The organism is Pseudoalteromonas sp. SG43-4, from assembly GCF_014164325.1.
Classification (GTDB): Bacteria; Pseudomonadota; Gammaproteobacteria; order Enterobacterales; family Alteromonadaceae; genus Pseudoalteromonas; species Pseudoalteromonas distincta.
The window spans coordinates 19,963-43,369 of record NZ_JACJFB010000025.1 but is presented as its reverse complement, the minus strand read 5'-3'; the positions used below and the strand labels follow the sequence as shown (position 1 = coordinate 43,369).

18 protein-coding genes are annotated in these 23,407 nt (G+C 40.0%); 5 read left to right on the top strand and 13 right to left on the bottom strand.

The features are described from left to right. Positions 1-12: 12 nt before the first annotated feature. The 9 genes from H5160_RS18320 to H5160_RS18280 all read right to left on the bottom strand — a co-directional run bounded on the left by H5160_RS18320 (position 13) and on the right by H5160_RS18280 (position 13,555). On the bottom strand, positions 13-2,673 hold the full coding sequence (locus tag H5160_RS18320) for a glycoside hydrolase family 16 protein (protein ID WP_182738279.1): 2,661 nt from the start codon (positions 2,671-2,673) through the stop codon (positions 13-15). A gap of 261 nt (positions 2,674-2,934) precedes the next feature. After that, entirely contained in the window at positions 2,935-3,726 is a 792-nt protein-coding gene (locus H5160_RS18315; protein WP_182738277.1) for a sterol desaturase family protein, read from the bottom strand. After that, the gene (locus H5160_RS18310) at positions 3,719-4,399 is read right to left on the bottom strand and encodes a CDP-alcohol phosphatidyltransferase family protein (RefSeq protein ID WP_039488395.1); all 681 of its coding nucleotides are present in this window, start codon (positions 4,397-4,399) and stop codon (positions 3,719-3,721) included. The genes H5160_RS18315 and H5160_RS18310 overlap by 8 nt, the downstream gene beginning before the upstream one ends. 44 nt (positions 4,400-4,443) lie before the next feature. Next, positions 4,444-5,082 (bottom strand): ATP-binding cassette domain-containing protein, encoded by a 639-nt coding sequence (locus tag H5160_RS18305; protein WP_076924245.1) that lies wholly within the window; start codon positions 5,080-5,082, stop codon positions 4,444-4,446. A gap of 55 nt (positions 5,083-5,137) precedes the next feature. After that, positions 5,138-6,892: an ABC transporter permease gene (locus H5160_RS18300; RefSeq protein WP_182720928.1), complete on the bottom strand. Its 1,755-nt coding sequence runs from the start codon at positions 6,890-6,892 to the stop codon at positions 5,138-5,140. Beyond that, on the bottom strand, positions 6,889-8,223 hold the full coding sequence (locus H5160_RS18295) for an ABC transporter substrate-binding protein (protein WP_182724071.1): 1,335 nt from the start codon (positions 8,221-8,223) through the stop codon (positions 6,889-6,891). Before H5160_RS18295 ends, H5160_RS18300 begins: the two co-directional genes overlap by 4 nt. Next, complete coding sequence (locus H5160_RS18290) at positions 8,210-9,028, bottom strand: DUF547 domain-containing protein (RefSeq protein WP_182738275.1); 819 nt, start codon at positions 9,026-9,028, stop codon at positions 8,210-8,212. Before H5160_RS18290 ends, H5160_RS18295 begins: the two co-directional genes overlap by 14 nt. A 2-nt stretch (positions 9,029-9,030) precedes the next feature. Beyond that, on the bottom strand, positions 9,031-11,184 hold the full coding sequence (locus H5160_RS18285; protein WP_039488400.1) for an FAD-dependent oxidoreductase: 2,154 nt from the start codon (positions 11,182-11,184) through the stop codon (positions 9,031-9,033). A gap of 10 nt (positions 11,185-11,194) precedes the next feature. Beyond that, on the bottom strand, positions 11,195-13,555 hold the full coding sequence (locus tag H5160_RS18280; protein WP_182738273.1) for a TonB-dependent siderophore receptor: 2,361 nt from the start codon (positions 13,553-13,555) through the stop codon (positions 11,195-11,197). Positions 13,556-13,972: 417 nt separating this feature from the next. On the opposite strand from H5160_RS18280, the gene H5160_RS18275 reads away from it, so the two are divergent. Then, positions 13,973-14,386 (top strand): hypothetical protein, encoded by a 414-nt coding sequence (locus H5160_RS18275; RefSeq protein WP_002960120.1) that lies wholly within the window; start codon positions 13,973-13,975, stop codon positions 14,384-14,386. Between the two features lie 93 nt (positions 14,387-14,479). On the opposite strand, the gene H5160_RS18270 is transcribed toward H5160_RS18275, so the two are convergent. Next, positions 14,480-14,905, bottom strand: coding sequence for a hemerythrin domain-containing protein (locus tag H5160_RS18270; RefSeq protein WP_008134499.1), 426 nt, complete (start codon positions 14,903-14,905; stop codon positions 14,480-14,482). A gap of 331 nt (positions 14,906-15,236) precedes the next feature. Between H5160_RS18270 and H5160_RS18265 the strand changes: the two genes are divergently transcribed. Genes H5160_RS18265 through H5160_RS18255 form a run of 3 tightly spaced genes read left to right on the top strand, consistent with a single transcriptional unit; the run spans position 15,237 to position 16,053 of the window. Next, positions 15,237-15,491 (top strand): hypothetical protein, encoded by a 255-nt coding sequence (locus H5160_RS18265; RefSeq protein WP_076924239.1) that lies wholly within the window; start codon positions 15,237-15,239, stop codon positions 15,489-15,491. A gap of 59 nt (positions 15,492-15,550) precedes the next feature. Continuing rightward, positions 15,551-15,805, top strand: a complete 255-nt coding sequence (locus H5160_RS18260) for a hypothetical protein (protein WP_039488404.1) — start codon at positions 15,551-15,553, stop codon at positions 15,803-15,805. Positions 15,806-15,834: 29 nt separating this feature from the next. Beyond that, the gene (locus tag H5160_RS18255; protein ID WP_024591904.1) at positions 15,835-16,053 is read left to right on the top strand and encodes a DUF6500 family protein; all 219 of its coding nucleotides are present in this window, start codon (positions 15,835-15,837) and stop codon (positions 16,051-16,053) included. Between the two features lie 32 nt (positions 16,054-16,085). Here the strand turns inward: H5160_RS18255 and H5160_RS18250 are convergent, their stop codons facing one another. Beyond that, the gene (locus tag H5160_RS18250; protein ID WP_182738271.1) at positions 16,086-18,005 is read right to left on the bottom strand and encodes a GGDEF domain-containing protein; all 1,920 of its coding nucleotides are present in this window, start codon (positions 18,003-18,005) and stop codon (positions 16,086-16,088) included. 179 nt (positions 18,006-18,184) lie between these two features. Beyond that, entirely contained in the window at positions 18,185-19,840 is a 1,656-nt protein-coding gene (locus tag H5160_RS18245; protein ID WP_182738270.1) for an RluA family pseudouridine synthase, read from the bottom strand. A gap of 316 nt (positions 19,841-20,156) precedes the next feature. Here H5160_RS18245 and poxB point away from each other — a divergent pair, with 316 nt between their 5' ends. Next, on the top strand, positions 20,157-21,881 hold the full coding sequence (gene poxB / locus H5160_RS18240; RefSeq protein WP_182738268.1) for a ubiquinone-dependent pyruvate dehydrogenase: 1,725 nt from the start codon (positions 20,157-20,159) through the stop codon (positions 21,879-21,881). A 245-nt stretch (positions 21,882-22,126) separates the two neighbouring features. Here the strand turns inward: poxB and H5160_RS18235 are convergent, their stop codons facing one another. Next, on the bottom strand, positions 22,127-23,353 hold the full coding sequence (locus tag H5160_RS18235) for a threonine/serine exporter ThrE family protein (RefSeq protein ID WP_002960134.1): 1,227 nt from the start codon (positions 23,351-23,353) through the stop codon (positions 22,127-22,129). Positions 23,354-23,407: the final 54 nt, after the last annotated feature.

Genomic DNA, 23,407 nt, shown 5'->3' with positions numbered 1-23,407 from the left:
TTGGTGTGTGTTTTATGGATTTGCAATAATCACGTTATCTATACGGTAAAGCGCGCCATCGCCCATGTCCCAGCTAGGAAAAACCATAATTACGTTTAATGCGCTAATGTCTAAGCCGGCATCAAATAATTGCTGAAGAGGGAAGGTGTATGTTTGCCATTCGCCCGTTACAGGTACTTGGCCTTCAACACTGCTAGATAAAGCAAGCTCTACGGCACTCGATGTACCAATTGATTCAATTTTAAATAGCCATTGAGCGTCAATATCTGAAGGGGCTGATACAACTTTCATATCAAATTGAACTACACCATTTTCAAGTATTGCAGAGGCATCAAACGATACGTCTTCATCAGCTATAAAGCCCATTACTGTAGCAGTAGAACCAATGCTAAATTGCGCTACTGCGCCATGCGCGTCATCATCGGTTTCTGTTGTTGGTGTAGAGCCACCACAACAATCCCAAATACTCCACTGATCGGCAGCTGCATCTTTAAATACAGTAAGCTCACCCGTTGCAGCTGGCGCTGCATTTGGATTATAAATCTTAACGTTATCTACACGGTAAACAGAGCCTTCACCTGCCCCCCACGCTGGGAAAATCATTAATACATCTATAGTACTTACATCTAAGCCAGCAGCTGCAAGATCAGACAATTTAAATGTATATGTTTGCCACTCGCCAGTAACTGGCGCTACGCCTTCAACACTTGCCGTTAATTCAAGCTCTACTGCAGAGTCGCCGCCATTTGACTCAACTTTAAATAACCACGGTGTAGCTGGATCGCTAGGAGTAGAGGTTACTTTTAAATCAAATTGAATAACGCCTTCATCTAAAATGCTACTAGCGTCAAACGATTCGCCTGCGCCTCCTGACGATGTGCGGCTATTAAAGCCCATCACAGTAGGCTCTGCACCAATGCTAAACTCTGCAGTTAGACCATGTTCTTCATCATCCATAGCTTCAACAGGGGTTGAGCCACCACAACAATCCCACATTGGCCATGCTAGATTTTGCTCATCAGTAAAAATAGTAAGCTCAGGTGATACGCCTAAGTTATCTTGAGTAATCTCAACATCGTCAATTAAATAAACAGCGCCTTCACCTGCGCCCCATGCTGGAAACACCATGATCACATCAATTGCACTAATATCTAAATTTGCTGCATCTAGATCTTTTAGTAAAAATGTATAAGTTTGCCATTGGCCAACAACAGGGCTTACGCCTTCAACACTGTCTGTAATCGGCATTTCTAATGCGCTAGAACCTTCATTACTTTCAAGTTTTACAAGCCAAGCTGCATCAGCTGTGCCTGGTGCATTTGTTACTTTCATTTTAAAGCGAACGTAACCTTCATCCAGCATTGGAGATGCATCAAACGGGCTGGCTTTTCCTGCTTCGTCAGTAATAAAAATCTCACGGCTAATAAAGCCCATTACAGTGGGTTCTGCACCTACTACAAATTCAACTACATCACCTTGGGTTTCATCTGCAACAATAGCGGGAGTAGAACCACCACAACAATCCCATGCAGGCCAATTTGGATTAAATGATTCACCAAAAATAGTTAGTGGTGTTGCAATGCCTGTCGAAGGTGGACTAGGAATTGGTGCATCGCCTTCAAGCAACGCATCGTCTAAGCTATTGTAACCTGGGCGAATAGTTTCACAGCCTTTACCTGTTTCAGGGTTTGATGCACATTGATAAACACGTACGTAATCAATAGCAAAGGTTTGGCCGTTTTCAAATGCGCTAGCGTCTACACCTAAATCATTTACGTTTTCAGGCCAGTCACCGCCTACTGCTAGGTTTAGCAATAAGTGAAAGTCTTTATCAAATGGTGCGCTATCCCAATGCGTTGTAAGTTCGCCAGAACCTTGTTCAAAGTATTCTGCAAACCAACCACGATGTTTTAGGCCTACAGCCTCACCACTTGCATTAGTACGAACTTCTGATTGACGCTGAGTTGCATAAAGGTAACCGTCTACGTACCAGCGAATTTCACCTTCTTGCCATTCAACAGCATACGTGTGGAAATCATCTGCTGGATTAGTATCTTCAGGGAATTTGTATTCTTGCCCTGTGTAGCTGTTATCTGGCCACGCACGTCCGTAATGAAGGGTGCCGTGGATACTGGACTCTATACCGCCATCTTCATCTGGTGTTTTAAGGTTTACTGATTCTAAAACATCTATTTCGCCAGAACGAGGCCAAGTGCCGTAAACTTCATCAGTTGGCAGCATCCAAAATGCTGGCCAGCTACCTTGTCCTGATGGAAGTTTGGCGCGCACTTCAAAGCGACCATATGTAAAGTCGGCGTTGTAACGCGTATTTAAGCGCGCTGAAGTGTAAGGTTTTTCTGCACCCTCTTCAGCGGGTAGGGCAACAATGTTTAACACACCGTCTGCAATAAATGCATTTTGCTCACTGTCGGTGTAACACTGTTTCTCGTTGTTACCACCGCCATCGCAGTTTAATTCATAGTTCCATTTGTTTGTATCAATGGCTGAGCCTTCAAACTCGTCGCTCCAAACCATTTGCCAATCTGATACTGGCTCAGAGGCATCTACATTTTCAAAATTTGATTTAGTGGCAGAGTCACCACCACAGCCAGCTAACGTAACTAAAGAGATAGCGGCAAGTAAACGTGTAATGTGCGTTGTTTCAATGTTCATAACTGAACCCCGGTTTCAACAGATTATTGTCAGATTAATTGTTTTTTGAGCTTTGTTTTTCATGCTGTAAGCGCTTACATTTTAGATTGTGTTTTGTAAGCGCTTACAAATGATATTGTGGAGTACGCAAATGGTCAACATATTTGTTTATTTTATTTACAATTAGTTTACGGTAAGAGGCGTTTTAGTGTTACTTAATTCATAATAGGCTCTTTAATAAGAGCCTATTAAATATAGGACTAATTCGAGAATGTACGCGGTTTACTTATTTTTAAATGGCATGATCAATAAACCCCAAAGCGAGGCATTTTGCTTTTGGCTTGGGTATTCTTTTAAGCCAATATTTATATCTGCGTCGGTTTTTTTAGCTTTACCTTTGTAACTACCAAATAATTTATCCCACCAAATTACACTAAAACCATAGTTTGAGTTAGTTTCGCTAACCACTTGGCTATGGTGAATTCGATGCAATATTTGCGTCATTAATATTAAACGCAGTGGTTTTTCAATAGCATTAGGTAGGCGTATATTTGCATGATTAAATAATGCTAAACCATTAAGTGCTATTTCAAATATAAGTACCGCAATGGCAGGTACGCCAAGAGCTGTTACTGCAATGAGTTTTATAAGTATGCTCAGCACAATTTCGATAGGGTGAAAGCGCAGCCCTGTACTGGTATCTACGTGTGCATCGGCGTGGTGTACACGGTGCAAGCGCCATAAAATAGGCACTTGATGAAATAATCTATGCTGCCAATAAATTAATATATCGAGTAAAAGTATGCTCAATATAATAATTAAACTGCTTGGTAGAGCTATTTGATTAAATAAGCCTATGCCGTGCTCTTGATTGTAAAGTGCTACGGCGGTTAGCCCAATGGGAACCACTAAGCGCGCAACAACTGATGAAGCAAACACTAACCCAAAGTTAGCAAACCAACGTGTACTGCTTTTTATTGGTGATTTACGCGCTGGTTTTTGCGCTTCAAGCAGCATCATTATAACTAAAATGCTAAAAAAGAAGCCTAAGCGCCACCATACTTCATTAGTCATTTATTACCTCAGAATTTGCACTGTTAGGCACGTTTTCAGCTGCTTTGTTAGCATCGGCTTCTTGTTGCTTAAGCGTGTGATAACCGCCATGTATACGGGTAAAAATAGTTATGCCACACGCAATAGCAAAAATGCTCGCCATAACCGCAAAGTGCTGCGGCCAAATACAAAATGCAATAAATAGCGCTATTGTTTCAGTGCCTTCGGTTAAGCCGTTTAAGTAGTAAAAGCTTTTGTATTTAAATTGCGGTTTTTCGAGTTTAAATTTTTCGGCGGCAATCGCAAAAGCTAAAAAGCTTGAACCCGTACCAATAAAAGTAGCAAGTAATAACGATCCCGCTATCGCGTTTTGCTCAGGGTTTGCCAAAATAAAGCCAAGCGGAATAGCCGCGTAAAATAAAAAGTCGAGTGTGATATCTAAAAAGCCACCTGCGCTTGAACTTTGGTTTGCATAGCGTGCTAATGCGCCATCAAGTCCATCTAAAATTCGATTTAAAGCAATGGCAACTAATGCGCCGTACCACATTTCAAACGCCAGTAATGGCACTGCTAATAAGCCAACTAAAAAGCCAACTACGGTTAGCTGATCGGCGGTTATGCCGCGTTTATGCATAAGCATAACCACAGGTGTTAACAGTGGCTTAATTACAGGGGTGATAAATTTGTCTAGCATGTTTGTTGCCTTATGCGTTTAAAACTATTCATTAAAGTCATGTATTAAAGTGCGCTACTTAAAGTAATGAGTTTGCCATTTGCAGCGTCGGCATCGCTATGATCATGAGTAACCATAATTGCAGGTAGCTTATGATCGCGTATTTGGCTAAACACGAGTTCGCGTGTATCAACACGCAGTTGGGTGTCGAGTTTGCTAAAGGGTTCGTCAAGTAAAATGGCTTTAGGTTCGCTCAGCAGCATACGTAATAATGCAACACGAGCTTGTTGCCCACCTGAGAGGTTGTCGGGGTGACGATTACCCATGTCTTTAAGGCCGACTTTCTCAAGTGCGTGTTCTATTTTTTCAAGGCGTTGTTTTTTATTGCCTTTGGGCATTGCAAAGGCAATGTTACCAGCAACAGTTAAATGCGAAAACAATAAAGCGTCTTGATAAAGCACTCCAATATGGCGCAAGTGTGGAGGGGTGTTATCGATATTTTGACCATTAAGCCACACCTCTCCATTGGCCTTAAAGCTACTTGGTAAAGTACCCGTAAGCCAATTTAATAAGCTTGATTTACCACTGCCTGATGGGCCCATAATAGTCAGAATTTCACCGCCATTAACTTGCTCGTTTAAGCTAAGTAACAGTTCATTTTGGCGATAAAGCTGACAATTTTTAATCTGTAACGATGACTGCATTAAAAAACCTTAACCCTGATAGTGTTAAACATGGGTGCTTTACATATGTGCACGTTTAAACACGTGCACTTTTGAAAAAATATTTAGGTAAACCCCATGCCAGTATAAATCCAATAAGCGGTAACACCATTTGCATAATAGCGTACACGGCACTGGTGCGTCTGCTTGCGCCATTGGCAAGCGTAACGGCTTCGGTTGTTATTGTGGCTATACGCCCGCCGCCAGCTAAAAGCGTGGGGAGGTATTGTCCAAAACTAATAGCTAAGCCCAGTGCGGCTGCAATTAAAATAGGGGCAAACAACTGAGGTAGTTTTACTTTAAAAAACACCTTACATGGCGCTGCGCCTAAGCTTGCTGCAACATGAGCAAAACGAGGATCTAAGCGCCTATAACTGCTCGCAAGTGACAAAAACACATAAGGCAACACAAACAGTAAATGCGTAAGTACCACATTAAAAAATGCGGCTTGGTTATTTAACAATTGCTGTATCCATACTAGCCCAAACAAAAAGGCAATACTGGGTACTAATAACGGTAAGTAAATAATTAAACTGGTAAAACGAGAAATAGGTTTGTCACTCAATTGCTCTGATTCTAAACACAATAAAGTAAGAATAATGGCAAATAGTGTGGTTACTAAACCGATTGCTAGCGTATTAAAAAGCGGGCTGCCCATTTGCATTAGCGCACTTTTAAAATGCAGTAGCGTAAATTGCTCAGGCATTGCATCTGGAAAGCGCCAAAAGCCTGCAACCGACCACATAACTAAACCAATAAGTGACAACAGTATAAAGCTAATTACTAATGTGGTGAGTACTACCGTTATTTTTTGCCAATAAAAGCCGCCGTATTCGCGCACCCCATTAGTGAGAGAGTCGCTAAATAACACTTTTACGGCCTTTTCTGCGCCAAGCCAGAGCGCTAATAACCCGCCTGTAACAGCCAGTTGTAATAAAGCACCTGCAGAGGCTTTAATGCGCAGGTTTAAATCAACATCGTTAAACCAATGCATTATTGCAACGGCCAACGTTGGTGGTGTATTTGGGCCTAAAATGAGTGGCATTTCTACACTGGCACTTGCATAGGCAAGCACGGCTAAAAGGGGTAAACGCAGCAGCGGATAAAGACTTGGCAGTATTACTTTAAAAAAGGCGGTCATTGGGCAATAACCCAAGTTAAGCGCAACCTTATGTTGTTGGCGTAATTTTTTGCCAAGCTCAGGTTGAGCAAGTACGCCCAGTGCCATTAATAATAAAAAGGGAAGCTCTTTGAGTGTTAAGCCTAAAATAATACTAATACCGAACGAATCATGCGGAAACATGCCGTTTGGTGCAAGTTCCCAGCCGCTTAACCAAGGCGACGCTAAGCGTGAAATCATACCTGAAGGGGCTATTAAAAACCCCACCGCAATAGCGGCTGCGGCATGAGGTATAACTAATATAGGGCTCAATAAACGCTGAATTTGGTTAAGCCACGGGCTGTTAAAAAACGCAGCTAAAATCATTAGGGTAATGATAAATGCAAGCAAAGTACTTATTAAGCCTGTTGCAACGCTTAAGGTAACCATTTGGGTAAGGCCAGGTGTTTGCCAAAGGGCATTAAAACCTTGCAAGCTAAACGTTGTTTGCTCAAGTACGGGCGCATAACCAAAGGCAGGCAGCAATACGCTAATTAAGCCACCAAGTACGGGTAATATAAGTAAAGCGAGTAAAAATCGCGGGCTAAATTTTACAATGCGCGTAAACATATCGGTGCTGCACTGCGTTGTTGCTTTGGTATTTACTGCTACACTTTTTGAAATGACGCTCATTGGCTTACTCCATAACGGGTTTGCCAACCTTGCATAATGGCGTTTACCCAGCTTGGATGAGGTTCGCTCAATGTGCGTTTAATACTGTTTAAAGGCAGTGCACTTGGATGCGGTTTAGCTGTTTTAAATAAGGCTTGCTGATCAGGTGTTAACGTTGATTGAATAAGTACGCTTTTATCGCCCCATATATGCGCTTTTTGTTTTTCAGCTTGCGCCTCAGGGCTCATTAAAAAATTAGCCACTAATTGCGCACTTTGCTGGTGGCTTGCATTGTAAGGGATTGCCACGAAATGGGTATTACTCAAACTGCCATCACTCATTGCGTAACTGCGAATGCTGTTTGGTAAATCATAGCGTTTTACAGCAGCGGGTACTTCTGGTGCTGAAAAAGTAAAGGCTAAACTCAACTCTGTATCGTCTACTAAGCGGCGCATTTGAGCACCACTTTGCATAAAATGAGTGCCACCACGCCAAAGAGTTGGGTGTAATTTATCTAAAAAGTCCCACAGTGGGTTTAACACTTGCGCTGTATTTTTAGTTGTAGCTGGTTGGTTTAGCTGCGCTTTAATACTTTCGCTGCTTTGCTGATGCAGTACAACTAAGGCGTATTTTAAAAAGCTCATACCTAAAAAGTCAGGCGGCTTTGGGTAGCTAAAGCGACCAGGGTTTTGCGCGCTCCAGTTTAATAATTCGTTTAATGTCGTCGGCAATTTATTGTTTGCCTTACCATTTATTGCAATGCTGTCGTAATAAAATGTAAGTGACGCTTGCCCCCATGGAGCCTCCATACCATTGGTAGGTAAACCAAAGTCAAAGGTTACAGCAGGGTTGTTAGCCGGATCGGTTAATGCAAAGTAGGGGAGTTTATTAGCCCATTCTTTTAAAAGCAGAGAGTGCTCACTCATGGTGGCAAAGTTAGCCCCGTTGATCCACATTAAATCTACGCTGCCTTGGTTGTTATTGTTTGCTGATTTTTCGGCAAGTACACGGCTTACTGCTTCGCTGGTATCGCTTAATTTTACATGCACTAGGTTAATGTTGTACTTAGTTTTAACTTGCTGAGCTGCCCATTGAATATAGGCATTTATTTGCGCGTCGCCGCCCCATGCATAAAAGTATACATCTTGATTGCGACCAAGTGTTTGAACTTGTTGCCAGCGAGATCCCTGTTGTGTGTTAATTACTAAATTACTTTTACTATTTGAGTTAATAGCGGGATTAGCAAACGCAGTGCTCGAAAAAACAGCTAAATTTACGATTGCACAAACGCAAAACGCGACACAGCAAAAGCTGTATCGCGTCAGTGTTTGCCAAAACTTAATGGCGAACATTTAAATCCCAGTTGTAGTCTAAAAATTTAACTTTCATGTCATCATTCTTAAGTGCTTTTTGCTGAGCGGGTATCAGTTTAAGGGCATCAGGATACTGCAAGAAAAACTGCTGTAGCGTGTTTGCACCTCTAAAGCCTTTTTCAAAGTCATCGCCGTACCACTTAAATATTGAAGACACGCTTAGCGTATTTTCTTGAGCCATATTACGTGTCATATCAGATAAAAAGCGCACCGTTTGCTCTTGCAATTGGCTCTCTAAATCAGTGGCTGTATACGCTTCTTCTCGAAGCGCTGGACAACCAATACTCGCGCAATTTACCGCAAAGTGAATGCGTGGGTCGTTGTATTTACCGCTACCACGTATTAAACCATGCTCAATATCATCAAGGCTGCGAGTTTTGCCAAGTAATGGCACAAACTCTTTACTCCATGGTGAGCTAAAAAAGCTCCCTAAGTCTTTAATTGATTTAAGATCTGGGTACTTTGTCAATATAAGTTCAACAGTCCACGCATTATAAGCATTGATTAAAAAAGCGAGTTGCTTAGGCTTTTCCCATGCGTCAAATTCGCTTTGCGTTACAGCCGTTAACGAATCTAAATACGTTTTTAGCTGTGCATGCTCACGTTTTATGGCAGCGTAATCAACCTCAGTACTGTGATTATGGTTAATAGCGACAACATGCTTATTTAACAATGCATTCCAGCTATCGTGCATGTTTTGGGCTTGGGCCGAAAATGACGTTGTAAACGATGTTGCAACTAAAGCTGAGCCAAATAACAATGCTTTTAGGGGTGTTTTAAACATAATTAACCTCGACGCCAAGTGTGGTATTTTTCGAGCAAGTTAAGCACTTTTTCAGGTGCATGAGCGCGTTTCCACTCGCCTGCTGCGTACTTATTACCTTCAGCCCAAGTAGGGTAGCTGTGTATAGTACCGAGTATTTTATTAAGGCCTAAGCCGTGTTTCATTGCCAGTACAAACTCAGCAATCAAATCGCCAGCGTGTTCAGACACCACAGTAACACCGAGTATTTTGTCTTTGCCTTTTGGTGTAATCACTTTAATAAAACCTTTTGTAGCGCTGTCGGTAATTGCACGGTCTAGCTCTTCAAATTCAAAGCGAGTGATCTCGTAATCTATGCCTTTGTCTTTTGCGTCTTGCTCGTTTAAGCCAACACGTGCTACTTCTGGGTCAATAAACGTAGTCCACGGAATAACACGGTAATCTACTTTAAACTTTTTAAGGTGACCAAATAAGCCATTTACCGCTGCGTACCAACCCTGATGGGCTGCCACATGTGTAAACTGGTATGGACCTACAATGTCGCCTGCTGCAAAAATATTTGGGTAAAGTGTTTCTAGGTATTCGTTAGTTACTACTGTGCGGTTTGTTTCAATGCCTAGCTCTTCAAGACCGTAACCTTTAAGGCGCGCACTTCTACCAACGGCACATAATAGCTCGTCGTATTCAATATCTATTTCTTTGTCGTTATGTTTAACAACAATATATTTTTTACCATCGCGAGCTTCACAGCGAAGTGCTTGGTGCGATGTTAAAATATTAACGCCACTTTCGGTTAACGCTTCGTGAGCAAAAGTAGACACTTCAAGATCTTCTTTGATCATGATGCGCTCCGCCATTTCAATTTGCGTAACACTTGAACCTAAACGTGCAAAGCTTTGTGCTAATTCGCTACCAATTGGACCACCACCAAGTACTACAAGTTTTTTAGGTGCCTCATCTAGCTCTGCAAATTTATTCCACAACGTATCGCTTGTTACATAGCCTGTTTCTTCAATACCAGGTAGTGGCGGTACAAATGGGCGCGCGCCAGTGGCAATAACAATAGTACGAGCGGTTAGTGTTTGCGTGCCGCCATCGTTAAGTTTAATTTCTACAGTCCACGGGTCTATTAATTTACCGTAGCCTTTTACAACATCTACGCCTAAGTCAGTGTAACGCTCAACACTGTCGTGTGGTGCTACATCGGCAATTACTTTGTGTACACGTGCCATTACTTTTTTGAACGAAAACTGCGGTGTCGCATTTTCTAGGCCGTAGTTTTCACCATGGCGAATTTGTTCTGCAATTTTAGCGCTTTTAATGACTGCTTTACTTGGAACACAACCATAGTTTAAACAGTCACCGCCCATTTCGCCCGCTTCAATAAGGGTTACTTTTGCTTTAACAGCAGCGGCTATATAACTTGTTACCAAACCACCTGCGCCTGCGCCAATAACAATCATGTTACGGTCGAATTTTTTAGGCTTAGTGTAGTTTTTGTATACGCGGCGCTTTTTAAACACGTTTAAGATTCCTTTTGCAATGAATGGGAATATACCCAATAAAGCGAATGATAAGATTAAGTTGAATGATAAAATTCCAGATAAGCTTTCTATTTGCGCCAGTTGTGTACCTGCGTTAACAAATACAAATGTACCGGCGAGCATACCTGCTTGGCTTACCCAGTAGTAAGTCCAAGACTTTATTGAAGTAACACCCATTAGTAAGTTGATTAAAAAGAACGGAAACACCGGCACTAATCTAAGCGTAAATAAGTAAAATCCACCTTCTTTTTCAACGCCTGCATCAATGGCGGCTAATCGCTCAGGAAAACGTTGTTTAATAGTGTCACGTAGTAAGTAACGCGATACTAAAAAGGCAAGTGTTGCGCCAATAGTTGAGGCAAAAGATGCAACCAATAAGCCTTCAACTAAGCCAAACAATGCACCTGCGGCAAGTGTTAAAATAGCGGCGCCTGGTAAAGAGAGAGCAGTAACTACTACGTATAGTAAAAAGAACCCACCAATAACGAGTAACGGTGACTGCTCTTTGTATTGGTTAAACTGATCCATCGATCCTTTTAAGCCATCAAGCGTAAGTAGTTGGTGTAAGTCAAAATGAAAGAACAGGCCGACGGCGGCCGCTGCAATCAATAATAGAAATATTTTTTTAATCATGTTCTCTCTCTTAAAAACTATGCGTAAGGGTTAACTTGGCGTTAATTGGCAACTCAGGAAAAGCTAAAGTTGCACCAAAGTAACCGCCTTCAAATACTGGGCGCCAGTTTTTTTGATTCGTCACGTTGTTCACATCTAATCGTAACTTGGTATTAGGCGTAAAAGCATAGCTAGTATTTACGTTTAGGGTGTACTGATCACGAATTTTTACTGTCGCCAAAAAGTCTAATGGGTAACTCTTTGTATATAGACCTGAAAAACCCGTTTGCCATTTCGAATTAATTGAATAATTTCCGTTAAAGCTGAAAGATTGCTCAGGGATGCCCTGAACTTGGCGGTTTGAAGGTGCAAACGCGGTAAAGCTAGGTGCGCCAACACTGGTACCTGCAATAATATCTGGACGTGAGTTGTCAAATGCATCTGCTACTTGCGCTGAATCTTGGCTACTTGCAGAATTATCGTAGCGAGCGTCAATATAGCTGTAGCCGGCACTTAACCAATAAGGGTAAGCATCATAGAATACTTGGCTTTCAAAGCCGGTAGTACGAATGCCGGTATTACTACCATCGCGATTACGTAAACTACGACGTTGGCTAAACACTGCACCATCGGCGTACCAATCACTGTCGGTTGGTGCGTATTTTAAACCGAATTCAACTAAGGTATTTTCGGTTGAAAAGTTTTGCGCGCTAATCGTGTTGTCACCACCAAGAGACGTGCCGCCAGCCATGCTATTTGATGTGGCTTCGTTGTAACTTGCTGCACCATAAGTGGTGTAATCACCATTTAATCGGTAATTAAAGCTTACTTGCCCCGAATGTAGCTTATCGTTAATGCTATCGCTCGCTGCAATTTCACCCTCTGGTGCTATTGGGTCGTGCGCGTCTACGTCATAAAAATCAATGCGGTAGCCAACACTTGTATGAAACTTATCTGTCCAATCTGAATCTTGCTGAATAGCAAAACCCGTTTGCCATGAGCGCGAATCGGTAGTGTCTGATAAGTTAAAGTCGCCGCTGCCATCGTTATTAATATCGTACTGACCACCAGGGGATACAAATACACCTGGGCTAATTTCAATTAAACGCGCTTGTTGTGAATCAGTTAAAGGAATGCGGCGATTTGAAATTGGGCCAGTTAAATCAATAGGTAGGTCGGCTTCTGTTGTAAATTGGCTGTAGCCTAGCACGCGGTTGTAACGCACATCAAAAGCAAAAATTGTTTGCTGTTCGTTGCTCCATTGGTAAGTCAGTTCGGTACGGTTCTGCGCGGTATCGGCACCATCTATAATTTCAACAAAGCTATTTTGTGCAATTTCTTCGCGTTGTAAGTGCTGAAAATACGTAATGTTTTTTATTGATGCGTTGTTTGAAAGTTCACGCTTATAAATACTGTGTAGTAAATAAGTAGTGGCTTCGTTTTGATTGTCAGGGTCGGTAAGTACTGTACTACGGTCTATTTTTACTTGCCCAGTAGGTGAAACAATAGAACCTGCCGCTGGAACTGTACTGCCATTTACTTGCACGCCTTGGCCGGTAATATAAAGGCCATTATCTATTAGCGCTTGAGTAGGGCGGTTAATACCTGCGTTATCGGTAAATTCAACTTGGTATAACTCAAAGTTAATATCCCAGCTGCTCTTGTCATCAGGTAACACCCTAAGTGCTGCAAATAGGCTGTCGCTTTTCGTGCCCGAAAAGTCGTAGTAACTGCCGTTATCAATGTGTTCAGCGCTTACTCTAAAACCTACTTTGTCTTTTACTATAGGTGCACTGTAATCAACTAAAACGCTGTACTGATCCCATCGTCCTGCCGATACCGTTGCTTTGCCTTTACTGTCGTCAGTTGATGCTTTTTTAGAATGTAAGTTTACAAAACCACCGTTGCGTTGGCTTGAACCAAATAATACCGGTGGCGCGCCTTTTACTACATCTATTTGTTCTATAGAGTTGAACGATAACGGCACGCCAAAGCCATTATTACCTGCTTGGCGGCGTGTACCATCTTGGAAAAGCTCACCTAGTTGCCCACGAATAGTAGGTAAACTTGGTGCCCCAAAACCACTGGCTGAATAGGTATTAGGGCTTACTGCAAGTACGTCTTGTAAAGTCGTAATATTGAGTTGTTCTATTAACTCGCTTGAAATTGGTGTTACTGATCGGGCTATATCTCGTAGAGCTAAGTTGTCGCCAAAAGGGCCGTCTACAGTGGCATTATTAACCGAAAGACCTTGAGATCTAATAACTTGGCCTGCCACCTCAATACGCTCAATTGCGCCTTCTTTTGCTGTTTTTGATTCTTCGGCTGCAAAAGCATTAAGTGGTGTATTTAATATGGTGGCTAGGGAAAGTGCTAAATATGCGTGTTTCAAACGTTTTCTCTCTACGGTTAAAATGTTGTTGGCGATAAAGACCGAAAGGATTAAAAATAACTTTCAGTAAAATTTTGATTCTTTTTGTTTTTTAGAACATAACAAAACAGATGCATTATAAAGATGGTAATTAAGTAGTATTGTTTTATTAGTTGATAAAATATTAATACAGCGATTGTACTAGACTGAATGTAAATATATGCTTTTAATAGAATTTTTAATTATAGACTACTTTCAACCTGCTAACATTTTAAAAGAGTTAACTTTTATGCAGCATTTTTAAATTACTTAAATAAGCTTCACTTTTAGTACTGCATGGCTTAACTAATGAATTTAATTAAAAATTTTTGAAATAAAAAATAACTTATACGGTCTAGGTTACTTCTACGTTTATTAATATTCATTTAAGGAAATTTTATGACAGGTTCAATGAATTCTGATGTGCAAAACCGTTTGCAGTGGTCACTTTTATCTTTGCGTTTAGGCGTGTTTATTGTAATGGTTATGTGGACATTCGATAAGTTTGTTAATCCTGGGCATAGCGCACGTATTTTTGAACATTTTTACGGTATTAGTGGCTCTACAGATATAGTGGCTTACATTATTGGTGCGGTGCAGTTAGTGCTTGTTTTAGCATTTTTAGCAGGTATTAAAAAGCGTATAACGTACGGTATCATTTTTGTAATGCATGGCTTATCTACGCTTTCTTCTTACAACCAGTACATAGATGGCTTTAATAACTTATTATTCTTTACTGCATGGCCAATGTGGGCTGCGTGTTTTGCACTTTACTTATTACGCGACCAAGACGTGAAATTTACTGTAAAGTAATAAAGTACATGCAAAAAAATTGGTTATAAGCCATAAGGCTTATAACCAATAAGTACACAGGGAGTGTGTGGAAGTCGGTTTGCGTGTTTACAACTAATGCATAGCGTCGTTGTATTGCTCAGCAAGGCTCTCTTTTTGCCCTTCGGTAAGTGCTTTACCCGCTAATTGAAACACTTCGTGTTCTTCTTCACTTAAATGATGATGTACCAAATGGTGTAGCTTTTTAGCTGCAACTAACCATGCAGACGAGCTCATTTCGGTATCTTCAAGTTGTTCAATTAATTCATCAATTTCGTGATGTTCAGCTACGCTGTGGCGCGCTTTTTCATGAGTTAAGTCATCAAACATAAGTGGGTTATAAAAGTAACGTTCTTCAAATTTTGCGTGATTTTCTAATTCTGTTTTTAGCTCATCCATTAGCGTGTGGCGCTGCTCTGTGTCGCCGTGTGTTTGAATAAGCGCATCTACCAATTCTCGTTGTTTGTCATGGTCATGACGTAGTGCTTCAAAAATATTCATAACTAGTCCTTTTACAATTTATTTGCTTATATCATTAACTAGCAAACTAAATGCCAAATATTAAGTTATTGTATTTTAATAAATTTAATTTAATTTTTTATTCTTTGGCTGCGATCACTGTAAATTTTACAGTGATATGAATGCAATAATTTCAGGCTTTCGCGCAGTTCAATTATAAAAGTGAATATAAATCCCTACAGAACCTTACAAATATTTATTGGTTGTTTATTTTATTGCAGTGATAAAGTGCCAGTGTTATTTGGGTACAACCTATATATTACTCTCACACATAAATGCAGGTAGCACGTTAACTTAATAGGATAGTTTAAAGATGAACATAAAAAGCCCCGTCGCCGCATTATTGCTGTGCGCTTTACTGAGTGCATGTAGTACAGCCCCGCGTTCTGACCCTAACTTATGCATTGAAGAGGCTGAAATGGTTGATCGAAATGGCGCTCAAACAAGCTCACAGGTTTACAATCAATGCATTAGCGCACAAATTAAAAAGGATGAAAAAAATAACACTTTTTTTGATGCCATCGGTACGTTCTTTTTTGAATTTTTTGTAATGGTGGTAGAAAAGTAAATAGGCTAACTTGCAACTGTAATTTAAAGTAAATAAGTTGCGTAAAAATAGGATTAGTTATGAAGCAATTATTGATAGCAATTCCACTTTTTTTATTACTAAGCGCTTGTGCGGCGAAGCCTTACGCAGGCTCGGCAAAATGTATGGAACAAGCAGATATTGCATACGAAACCGATACACGTAAAAATGAGACACTAGATAATGAATGCAAAGCTGCAAAAGTAAATACGCCTAATAAAGAGCTTGAGAATCATGGCTTGGTTGATAGAAGCCTTTTACAGCTAATCGTTAGCTTTTTAAATGGCGTATTTTAATAGTAAAAATATAATTAAATAAGGTATGTATGAGGGAAGAACTAAGAGCAAAAATAATTACCGTGTGCGATAAAAAAATAGCAGTTAAAGGCGAAAATGTAGGGCTTTCTTTTTATGCATTTTTTGCTAATAAAAACGACGACCCAGAGCTACTTATGGAAGCTGCTACTTGGTGGATACACACCCATAAATTAGATCATTTTGTAAAAGCACATAAAATTAAACAGATGGTTTTAGATGGACTTTAGTCAATTAACTGAGCAAGTACTTTTAGCTGTATTTAATCAACAACGACTTGGTTTCTTCCGTTTTCTTTTGCTTTATAAAGTAATTTATCTGCATGCTTAATAAGAACATCTAGTGTGTTTTTTAAAGGGCTACTTACAGAGGCTCCCACACTAAAAGTGATTTTTGTATCACTAGGAAGGTCTTCTATATTACTGCAATGCTCGGCGAAGCTAATGGCGAGTCGGTTAAATATATCGCGAATTATTCGTTCATCAGCCGTATTTAGTGCAAATAACCATTCTTCGCCGCCGTAGCGGCCAAACTGATGATCACCACTTAGTGTTTCTTTTGCAGCCTTTACAAAGGCAATAAGAACTAAATCTCCAACATCGTGACCAAATTGGTCGTTAACTTTTTTAAAGTAGTCTAAGTCAACAATTGCTATCGTCATTTTACCTTCATCAAGCTTTGCTTCTGCGGCGCGCATTATTCCTCTGCGATTAGGGCTATTTGTTAGATAATCTGTTAATGAAATATCGTGATATTTTTGACGTTGTCGAGCTTGCCGATAAAATAAAAATAATGAAGCAATCACTAAAATAAACGCTATAGCAGCGCTAAGCCGCCAAATTATTTTTTGTTGGTACTCTTCTTTAGCTTGTAGTTCACTAATGTCTTTTGCGTACTCTAGTTGCTGTATTTTTTCTTCTTTTTCTTTTACTTCAAACTGTACCTGTAGTGTTTTTATATTACTTTCACTGGTAGCTTCGTAGTGTTTTTTTGTATAAAGGAGCTTTTGTTCAATTGCTTCAAAAGCCTCGTCAGTGTAGTTAAGGCGTCGCTTTAGCTCATAGCGTTTACTTAAAAAATCGGCTTTATAAATACTGCGGCTGAATTTATCTAATTTTAAAAACACCTCATCGTTTGCTTCATTTGCTTGATCAATTAAATCTAGTTTTATATATATGTCAGCTAACAAAATGAGCGATGCGAGTTGCATATCATAAACACCTGCAGAACGAGCAAGCTCAATGTTTTCTTTAGTTAAAGTTAAAGCTTTATCGTAGTTTGCTTGTAAGTACTCAATACTGGCAATTGAGTATTGGGCAAAGGTTAAGCCTTTTTGCATATTAACTTTTTTGAAATAGAGCAATGCTTTGTCTAGGTATATTAAGGCATCTTTAGGTTTCTTAATCTCCAGCAATACATTGCCTAAACTCCAATATGCTTTTGCAGTAAAAAGCCCATCTTGCGTTTGCTCATATGCCGCAACCGCTTTTTTTGCATAATATACGGCTTTGTCTTTTTCGTTTAGATAATTATATGCATCGGCTATTTTTCTAAAAAAGTATCCTTGAGATGCTGAATCGTCATCTTTTAATGCTAATTCTAGCCCTTCTAGTGCAACATTTAGGGTCTTTTTCAATGCATCAGTATCGGTGTAATAGTAAGCAAGTGCTCGTAAAATAATAATTTTTTCTTTAGATGAATGCTGTTGCAAGCTCTCTTCTAATTTTGTGGCTAGCGTGTGTGCTGGAGCTGGGTTTGCATCCCTCGCTAGAGACTTGAGTTGTGATTCGAGAAATAATAAATACACACTTTTTTGGTTTGGTAACTCTTTGTTCTTTAAGTAATAGGATAAGTGTGTGTTTAACGCTTCGTATTTTTCTTGTCTAAAAAGTAACTCCGCATACAAAGCGGCCGCTTCTAGATGAAGCTTTTCCCAATTTTGATCTTTGCTTATTTTAAACGCTTGAGTGAGTTTGTCTCCATTTTGAAGATAGTCTAATTCATTTAGTTTTATGTTATTGATGAGAGTTTGAGTCGTGTCAAAGTCTAGCGCATGTGAAGTTGCATTTAATGAATCGCCGTTAGCAGAGGCAAGTTTACTAAAAAGTAAAAATAAAAGGAGAACAATATACTTTGCCCATAAAGTATTACCTAAAATCTTTATTTGTGTATTGTTAGCCATGTTAATCCTTTGCTGATTTATTTTTATTATTGAAATACTTTTTCGCATTGCTTAATAAACTTGGGTTTGAACTGTTTCTTATACTCATCATTGAAAAAAATAAGACCATAAACAATATCAATTTAATTAATAAAAGCCAATATTTGTACGTTTTAGTGGTAGCGGTTTATGTGCTTTTGTTAAAAATCTGCGGCTACTTCAAATTCTAATCGTTTAAGTGTAATTGGGTGAGTAAATGCTAAGTATTCTGCATGTAAATGTAATCGTTCGGCTTTTTTCCCATAATGTGTGTCGCCTATAATTGGCATGTTTAAACCTGAACTGTGCGCACAATGCACTCTTAGTTGATGAGTTCGCCCTGTTTTAGGATATAACTGTAATCGGGTAATATTGTTGTTACGCTCTAAAACGTGCCAGGTAGTAAGTGATGGCTTACCGTGTTTATAACATACCATTTGGCGCGGTTTATCATCAAAGTCGAGCACTAAGGGTAAATCAATTACTCCGCTATCCTCAGCTACGTTACCATTAACTAATGCGACATAACGTTTATCTATGGTGCGTTCAATAAACTGCTTTTGCAGTGCTTTGTGCACGCGTTTATTAAGCGCAATCATCAATAACCCAGAAGTCGACATATCTAATCTGTGTACAATTAGTGGCCCTGATGCCTCTGGAAACTGCGTTTTGATTCGCATATAAACTGAGTCATCAATATTAACGCCAGGTACCGATAAAAACTCAGCGGGCTTATTTACCACAAGTAAGTCGTCATCTTTATAAACAATACTTAAATCTTTACCCTGAGCTGGGTTGATAAGTAGCGGGTTATCTTCAACATCTAAACCCTTTAGCATATGCCCAAGTATTGGTTGGCATTTACTGTAACAAGAAGGGTAGTAATTCTTATGCTGCCTAATTGCTGATTTAGGTGCAGCTCCCCACCAAAACTCTGCCATAGCAAGTGGCTTTAAGTCATGTTTATAGGCGTATTGTAATAATTTAGGCGCTGCACAATCGCCAGCACCCGAAGGAGGAGTGTGCTCAGGTAATGCTGCAAAAATAGCATTTAAGTCTGTAGTTTCACCATTTGCATTTAAAAATTGGTACTGTGCAAATAGCTTTTTTTGTAAGCTTTTAGAAAGCGTTTTACGGCGTTTTTTTAAATGAGCAATTTCATCAGAAATATTGATGTGTGTTTGCTGCAGTGACTCGATTATATTTTGCCAATAGGCTTTAAGTGCCAGCAGTTGCTTTTTTTCTACGATGCTTTGCCCTGCAAGCTTATTTTTTAACTGCTCAAAATCACTTTCGCTAAGTTCTAATTCACCTTCAGTACGTTGTATTTTTCGTTGCTGACGACCGGCTTGCATTACTGCCTGTTGAGCTAATAGCGCTTGCTGGTAGCTCTGTGTTGCATCATCAAGTTTGTTATTAACTTCAAGTAGTTGTTCGCTATTTTCTAACTGCTCAATTTGAGCATTAATATCGTTAATTATTTTACTTTGAGCCAAATAGGTATCATCTTGAAGTTGCATGCTAGAAACAGGCGGCACAAAACTAATATTGCCTTTATCACCTTCAATTTGTCCCGAATAAGCACTTAAAAAGCCTAATTGTTGCTTAGCATTTTGCACCACTAAAACCCCAAACATTTTACCTGCATTTTCTGCTTTTAAATGCGTTAACGTTTCAAGTTGTTGCTGTAATTGTTTTGTGGCTGCTACAGCTAATGGTTGCGGCTCGTAATAAAAAGGGAAAGTAAACTTTTCAGGAAGCGCGAGAGCATCAATATTTTGAGAAAATAATGTAAAGCAAGAAGCAGAATTTGACATAGAAGTAAGAGAAAAGCATTCAGTAAAATAATTGAGCGCATAATAACATATTCATAGTTAAGCCACTAAAAATCTCGCACCCGCATATTCATAAACACTTTAAAGCGGACATTCATGTTTTATGTATCAGTATGGGGTCGCAGCAAGCATAGGCGTTTGTTAGTAAAGTCTCAGTAGTAATATATTTATCATTATCAAAATATTTAAGCTTATCGATTCTCAATAATTGAGCGCATTTCGAAACGATGACTTACCTGATAGATCAGAGACGAAAAATCAATTTACAGAATAACTGAATATTTAGGAGTTCTATATTATGAGTCAAAATATCGCAAGTTTTATCACTAAAACCCTCGAACAAGCTGGCGTAAAACGTATTTGGGGAGTAACTGGCGATTCACTTAACGGCATTAGTGAAAGTCTGCGAAAAATGGGAACAATTGAATGGTTAGGAACGCGACATGAAGAAGTTGCCGCATTTGCAGCTGGTGGCGAAGCCCATTTATCAGGCGAGCTTGCGGTGTGTGCGGGTTCTTGTGGGCCGGGTAACCTTCATTTAATTAATGGCTTATTTGATTGTCAGCGTAATAATGTACCAGTATTAGCAATTGCCGCACATATTCCTTCATCTGAAATTGGTAGTAGTTATTTTCAAGAAACCCATCCGCAAGAATTATTTAAAGAATGCAGTGTGTATTGTGAAATGGTGTCGAGCCCTGAGCAAATGCCGTACCTGCTAGAAACAGCAATGCGACAAGCAATATTAAATAAAGGCGTGAGTGTACTTGTGCTACCTGGCGACATAGCATTAAAAGATATGCCTAAAGCTATCAAACCAAAATGGAACGTGCCAAGGCCAGCAACACATACTCCCGCTTTATCTGATATTGAAGCAATGGCGACTCATCTTAATAAAAGTAAAAAAGTAACCTTATTGTGTGGTGCAGGTTGTAAGGATGCCCACGACGAAATTGTTGCGCTAGCCGAAAAATTACAAGCACCGATAGTGCATGCCATGCGCGGTAAAGAATTTATTGAATACGATAATCCTTACGATGTTGGTATGACCGGATTTATTGGCTTTGCATCGGGCTATCATGCAATGCAAGAAGCCGATACGTTATTAATGATTGGTACTAGTTTTCCTTATCGTGCTTTTTATCCCGAAAATACCACCATATTGCAAATTGATAATCAGGCTGCGTCACTCGGGCGACACGTGCAAATTGACTGTGGCGTGTTAGGGGATACTAAAAACTCAGTGGCCACACTGCTTGATTATATTAAAGGTGAACGGAGCAGTTCGCACTTACAAAAATGTGTTAAAAATTACAAAGAGTCTCGACAAGATCTTGATGAACTTGCCAGTGGCAAAACCTCGCAAAATTTAATTCATCCGCAATACCTAACACGTTTACTCAACGAGCAAGCGACTGACGATGCTGTTTTTACTTGTGATGTAGGTACGCCAACAGTGTGGGCTGCGCGTTATTTATCAATGAATGGTAAGCGTCGCTTAATAGGATCGTTTAATCATGGCTCTATGGCAAATGCGATGTCGCAGGCAATGGGGGTTCAATCTGTAGATAGAGACCGCCAAGTCATTGCAATGTGTGGTGATGGTGGCTTTTCGATGTTAATGGGGGATTTAATCTCACTTAAGCAGCTTAATTTACCAATAAAGATTGTTGTTTATAATAATCGCTCACTTAGTTTTGTGGCTATGGAAATGAAAGCCAGTGGGTTTTTATCAAGCGATACCGATTTAAAAAACCCAAGTTTTGCTAACATTGCAGAGGCTTGTGGATTAAAAGGGATTCATGTGGATGACCCTGAAAAATTACCATCGGCAATGAACGAGATGATGAACCACTCAGGACCTGTTGTTTTAGAAGTCGATACTGCAAAACAAGAGCTTTCAATGCCACCGCAAATCAAATTAGAGCAAGCAAAAGGCTTTAGTGTTTACATGATGAAGGCGCTGATAAACGGCAAAGGAAACGAGATTGTAGAGCTTGCCAAAACTAACTGGTCACGCTAGTTAAGTTACTTTCCTGTTGAGTATTTTTGCTCAATAGGGAAGTGTAAATTAGAAGTAGGATATGATTAAAATGGAAGGTTTTTTAGTATAGTGTTGGAATCACTACGATGCTTTTGAGCTCACTCAAGTGCGATGTAAAGAGCTAAAACACTTAGCATTGGCATCAATTGCTACTTGGTAGTTGTTTTTAGTTTAATGTTTTACCCGCTTTACTCAATTAAAGTAAAGCGAGTGCTCAGTATCAGTTACAAACTCTTTTTAGGCGGTAGGGCTACGTTTGCAAATATTAGCCCTGCAACAAGCGACATAAATATTAAAAACGTTTGCTGGCCTATATGCTCTGCGTATATAAAGTCTTGGCCTTCAATGAGTGAGTTTAAGCCAATATAGGTTTTGCTACCTGGTACTAATACAATTAAGCCTTGCATGGCCACAATAGAAGCCGGCGCATTAGCAACACGGTTAAACAAGTTACTAAATATACCTACCGATAAAGCACCCACAAACGTACCTAACGTGTAATCAAGGTACATAGCCGAGCCAATACTGGTGCCATACGCTATAAAGCCTGATGCAATAGACCAAACAGCGTGCTTAAGTTTGGTTCTAAAAATAACGATTAAGCTGCTACAAAGTAAAAATATAGCCAGCCATGCGGTCCACTTTGGTAATGGTTCAGGTTGTACAAAGTCAGCTTGCCCAAAGAGTGCAAAGCCAATGCCTATGCCAATAAAACCGCCAAAATAGAGTTTAAATAACAGCATAAACGAGTCCATGACTCTTGCTGTACCCGACACTAAATGCCGCGCTGCAAGCTCTGCTAAGCCAAGCGCAAGTGCTAAACCTGGTATAAATACAATAATGGCCGAAAGTACCACCAAGCGTATGTTTATTTCAGGTGTTATATACACGCTTACTGCACAGGCAAGTATTGCCGATATTATGGCTACCAATGGCTCAAGCATATGGGCTACGCGTTTTGAGCGTCCCGACCAAAGCACAAACAAATAAACAACTAAAGTAAGAAGCGATGACCAAATAACATCAGTCCAGCTAGTACCCATTAACATTGCAAACGCACCACCAGAAGTTGCAAACGCAACGCCCGTAACAAGTTTATTGTATGGGTTTGGCATGTCGTAGATAGCATCTAGCTGGGCGTCAACTTCTTGTAAAGTTAGCTTGTCGTCAAGCATTTGGTTTACAAGGTCGTCGGTGTCGGCAAGTGAGCCTAAATCGTGATCGCCAGGGTCTACACGCGCAACATGGGTGTACTCGTCTTCGTGGCCATCAGTCCAAATAACAAACGTTACCGAAGTTGGTGACATAACAAACGACGATTTAAGTCCTAAATATGTAGCCACTTCCATTAGGTGGGCTTCTAGGCGGTAAGCAGGCGTACCATACTTGTGAAGCATTTTACCCAATTTAACGATAAATTTGCGTTTTTCTGTAAAGGTTGCAGTTTTCAAATCTTTTTGGACCAAATATTGCGATAACTAAGCTAAAAATATAGACAATACAGC

Excerpts from the sequence above, each read along its gene's own strand:
- H5160_RS18305 (WP_076924245.1), bottom strand. The coding sequence starts at position 5,082 with ATGCAGTCATCGTTACAGATTAAAAATTGTCAGCTTTATCGCCAAAAT.
- H5160_RS18255 (WP_024591904.1), top strand. The coding sequence starts at position 15,835 with ATGAGGGAAGAACTAAGAGCAAAAATAATTACCGTGTGCGATAAAAAA.
- H5160_RS18300 (WP_182720928.1), bottom strand. The coding sequence starts at position 6,892 with ATGAGCGTCATTTCAAAAAGTGTAGCAGTAAATACCAAAGCAACAACG.
- H5160_RS18320 (WP_182738279.1), bottom strand. The coding sequence starts at position 2,673 with ATGAACATTGAAACAACGCACATTACACGTTTACTTGCCGCTATCTCT.
- H5160_RS18285 (WP_039488400.1), bottom strand. The coding sequence starts at position 11,184 with ATGATTAAAAAAATATTTCTATTATTGATTGCAGCGGCCGCCGTCGGC.
- H5160_RS18275 (WP_002960120.1), top strand. The coding sequence starts at position 13,973 with ATGACAGGTTCAATGAATTCTGATGTGCAAAACCGTTTGCAGTGGTCA.
- H5160_RS18310 (WP_039488395.1), bottom strand. The coding sequence starts at position 4,399 with ATGCTAGACAAATTTATCACCCCTGTAATTAAGCCACTGTTAACACCT.
- H5160_RS18315 (WP_182738277.1), bottom strand. The coding sequence starts at position 3,726 with ATGACTAATGAAGTATGGTGGCGCTTAGGCTTCTTTTTTAGCATTTTA.
- H5160_RS18245 (WP_182738270.1), bottom strand. The coding sequence starts at position 19,840 with ATGTCAAATTCTGCTTCTTGCTTTACATTATTTTCTCAAAATATTGAT.
- H5160_RS18270 (WP_008134499.1), bottom strand. The coding sequence starts at position 14,905 with ATGAATATTTTTGAAGCACTACGTCATGACCATGACAAACAACGAGAA.
- H5160_RS18295 (WP_182724071.1), bottom strand. The coding sequence starts at position 8,223 with ATGTTCGCCATTAAGTTTTGGCAAACACTGACGCGATACAGCTTTTGC.
- H5160_RS18260 (WP_039488404.1), top strand. The coding sequence starts at position 15,551 with ATGAAGCAATTATTGATAGCAATTCCACTTTTTTTATTACTAAGCGCT.
- poxB (WP_182738268.1), top strand. The coding sequence starts at position 20,157 with ATGAGTCAAAATATCGCAAGTTTTATCACTAAAACCCTCGAACAAGCT.
- H5160_RS18290 (WP_182738275.1), bottom strand. The coding sequence starts at position 9,028 with ATGTTTAAAACACCCCTAAAAGCATTGTTATTTGGCTCAGCTTTAGTT.
- H5160_RS18265 (WP_076924239.1), top strand. The coding sequence starts at position 15,237 with ATGAACATAAAAAGCCCCGTCGCCGCATTATTGCTGTGCGCTTTACTG.
- H5160_RS18250 (WP_182738271.1), bottom strand. The coding sequence starts at position 18,005 with ATGGCTAACAATACACAAATAAAGATTTTAGGTAATACTTTATGGGCA.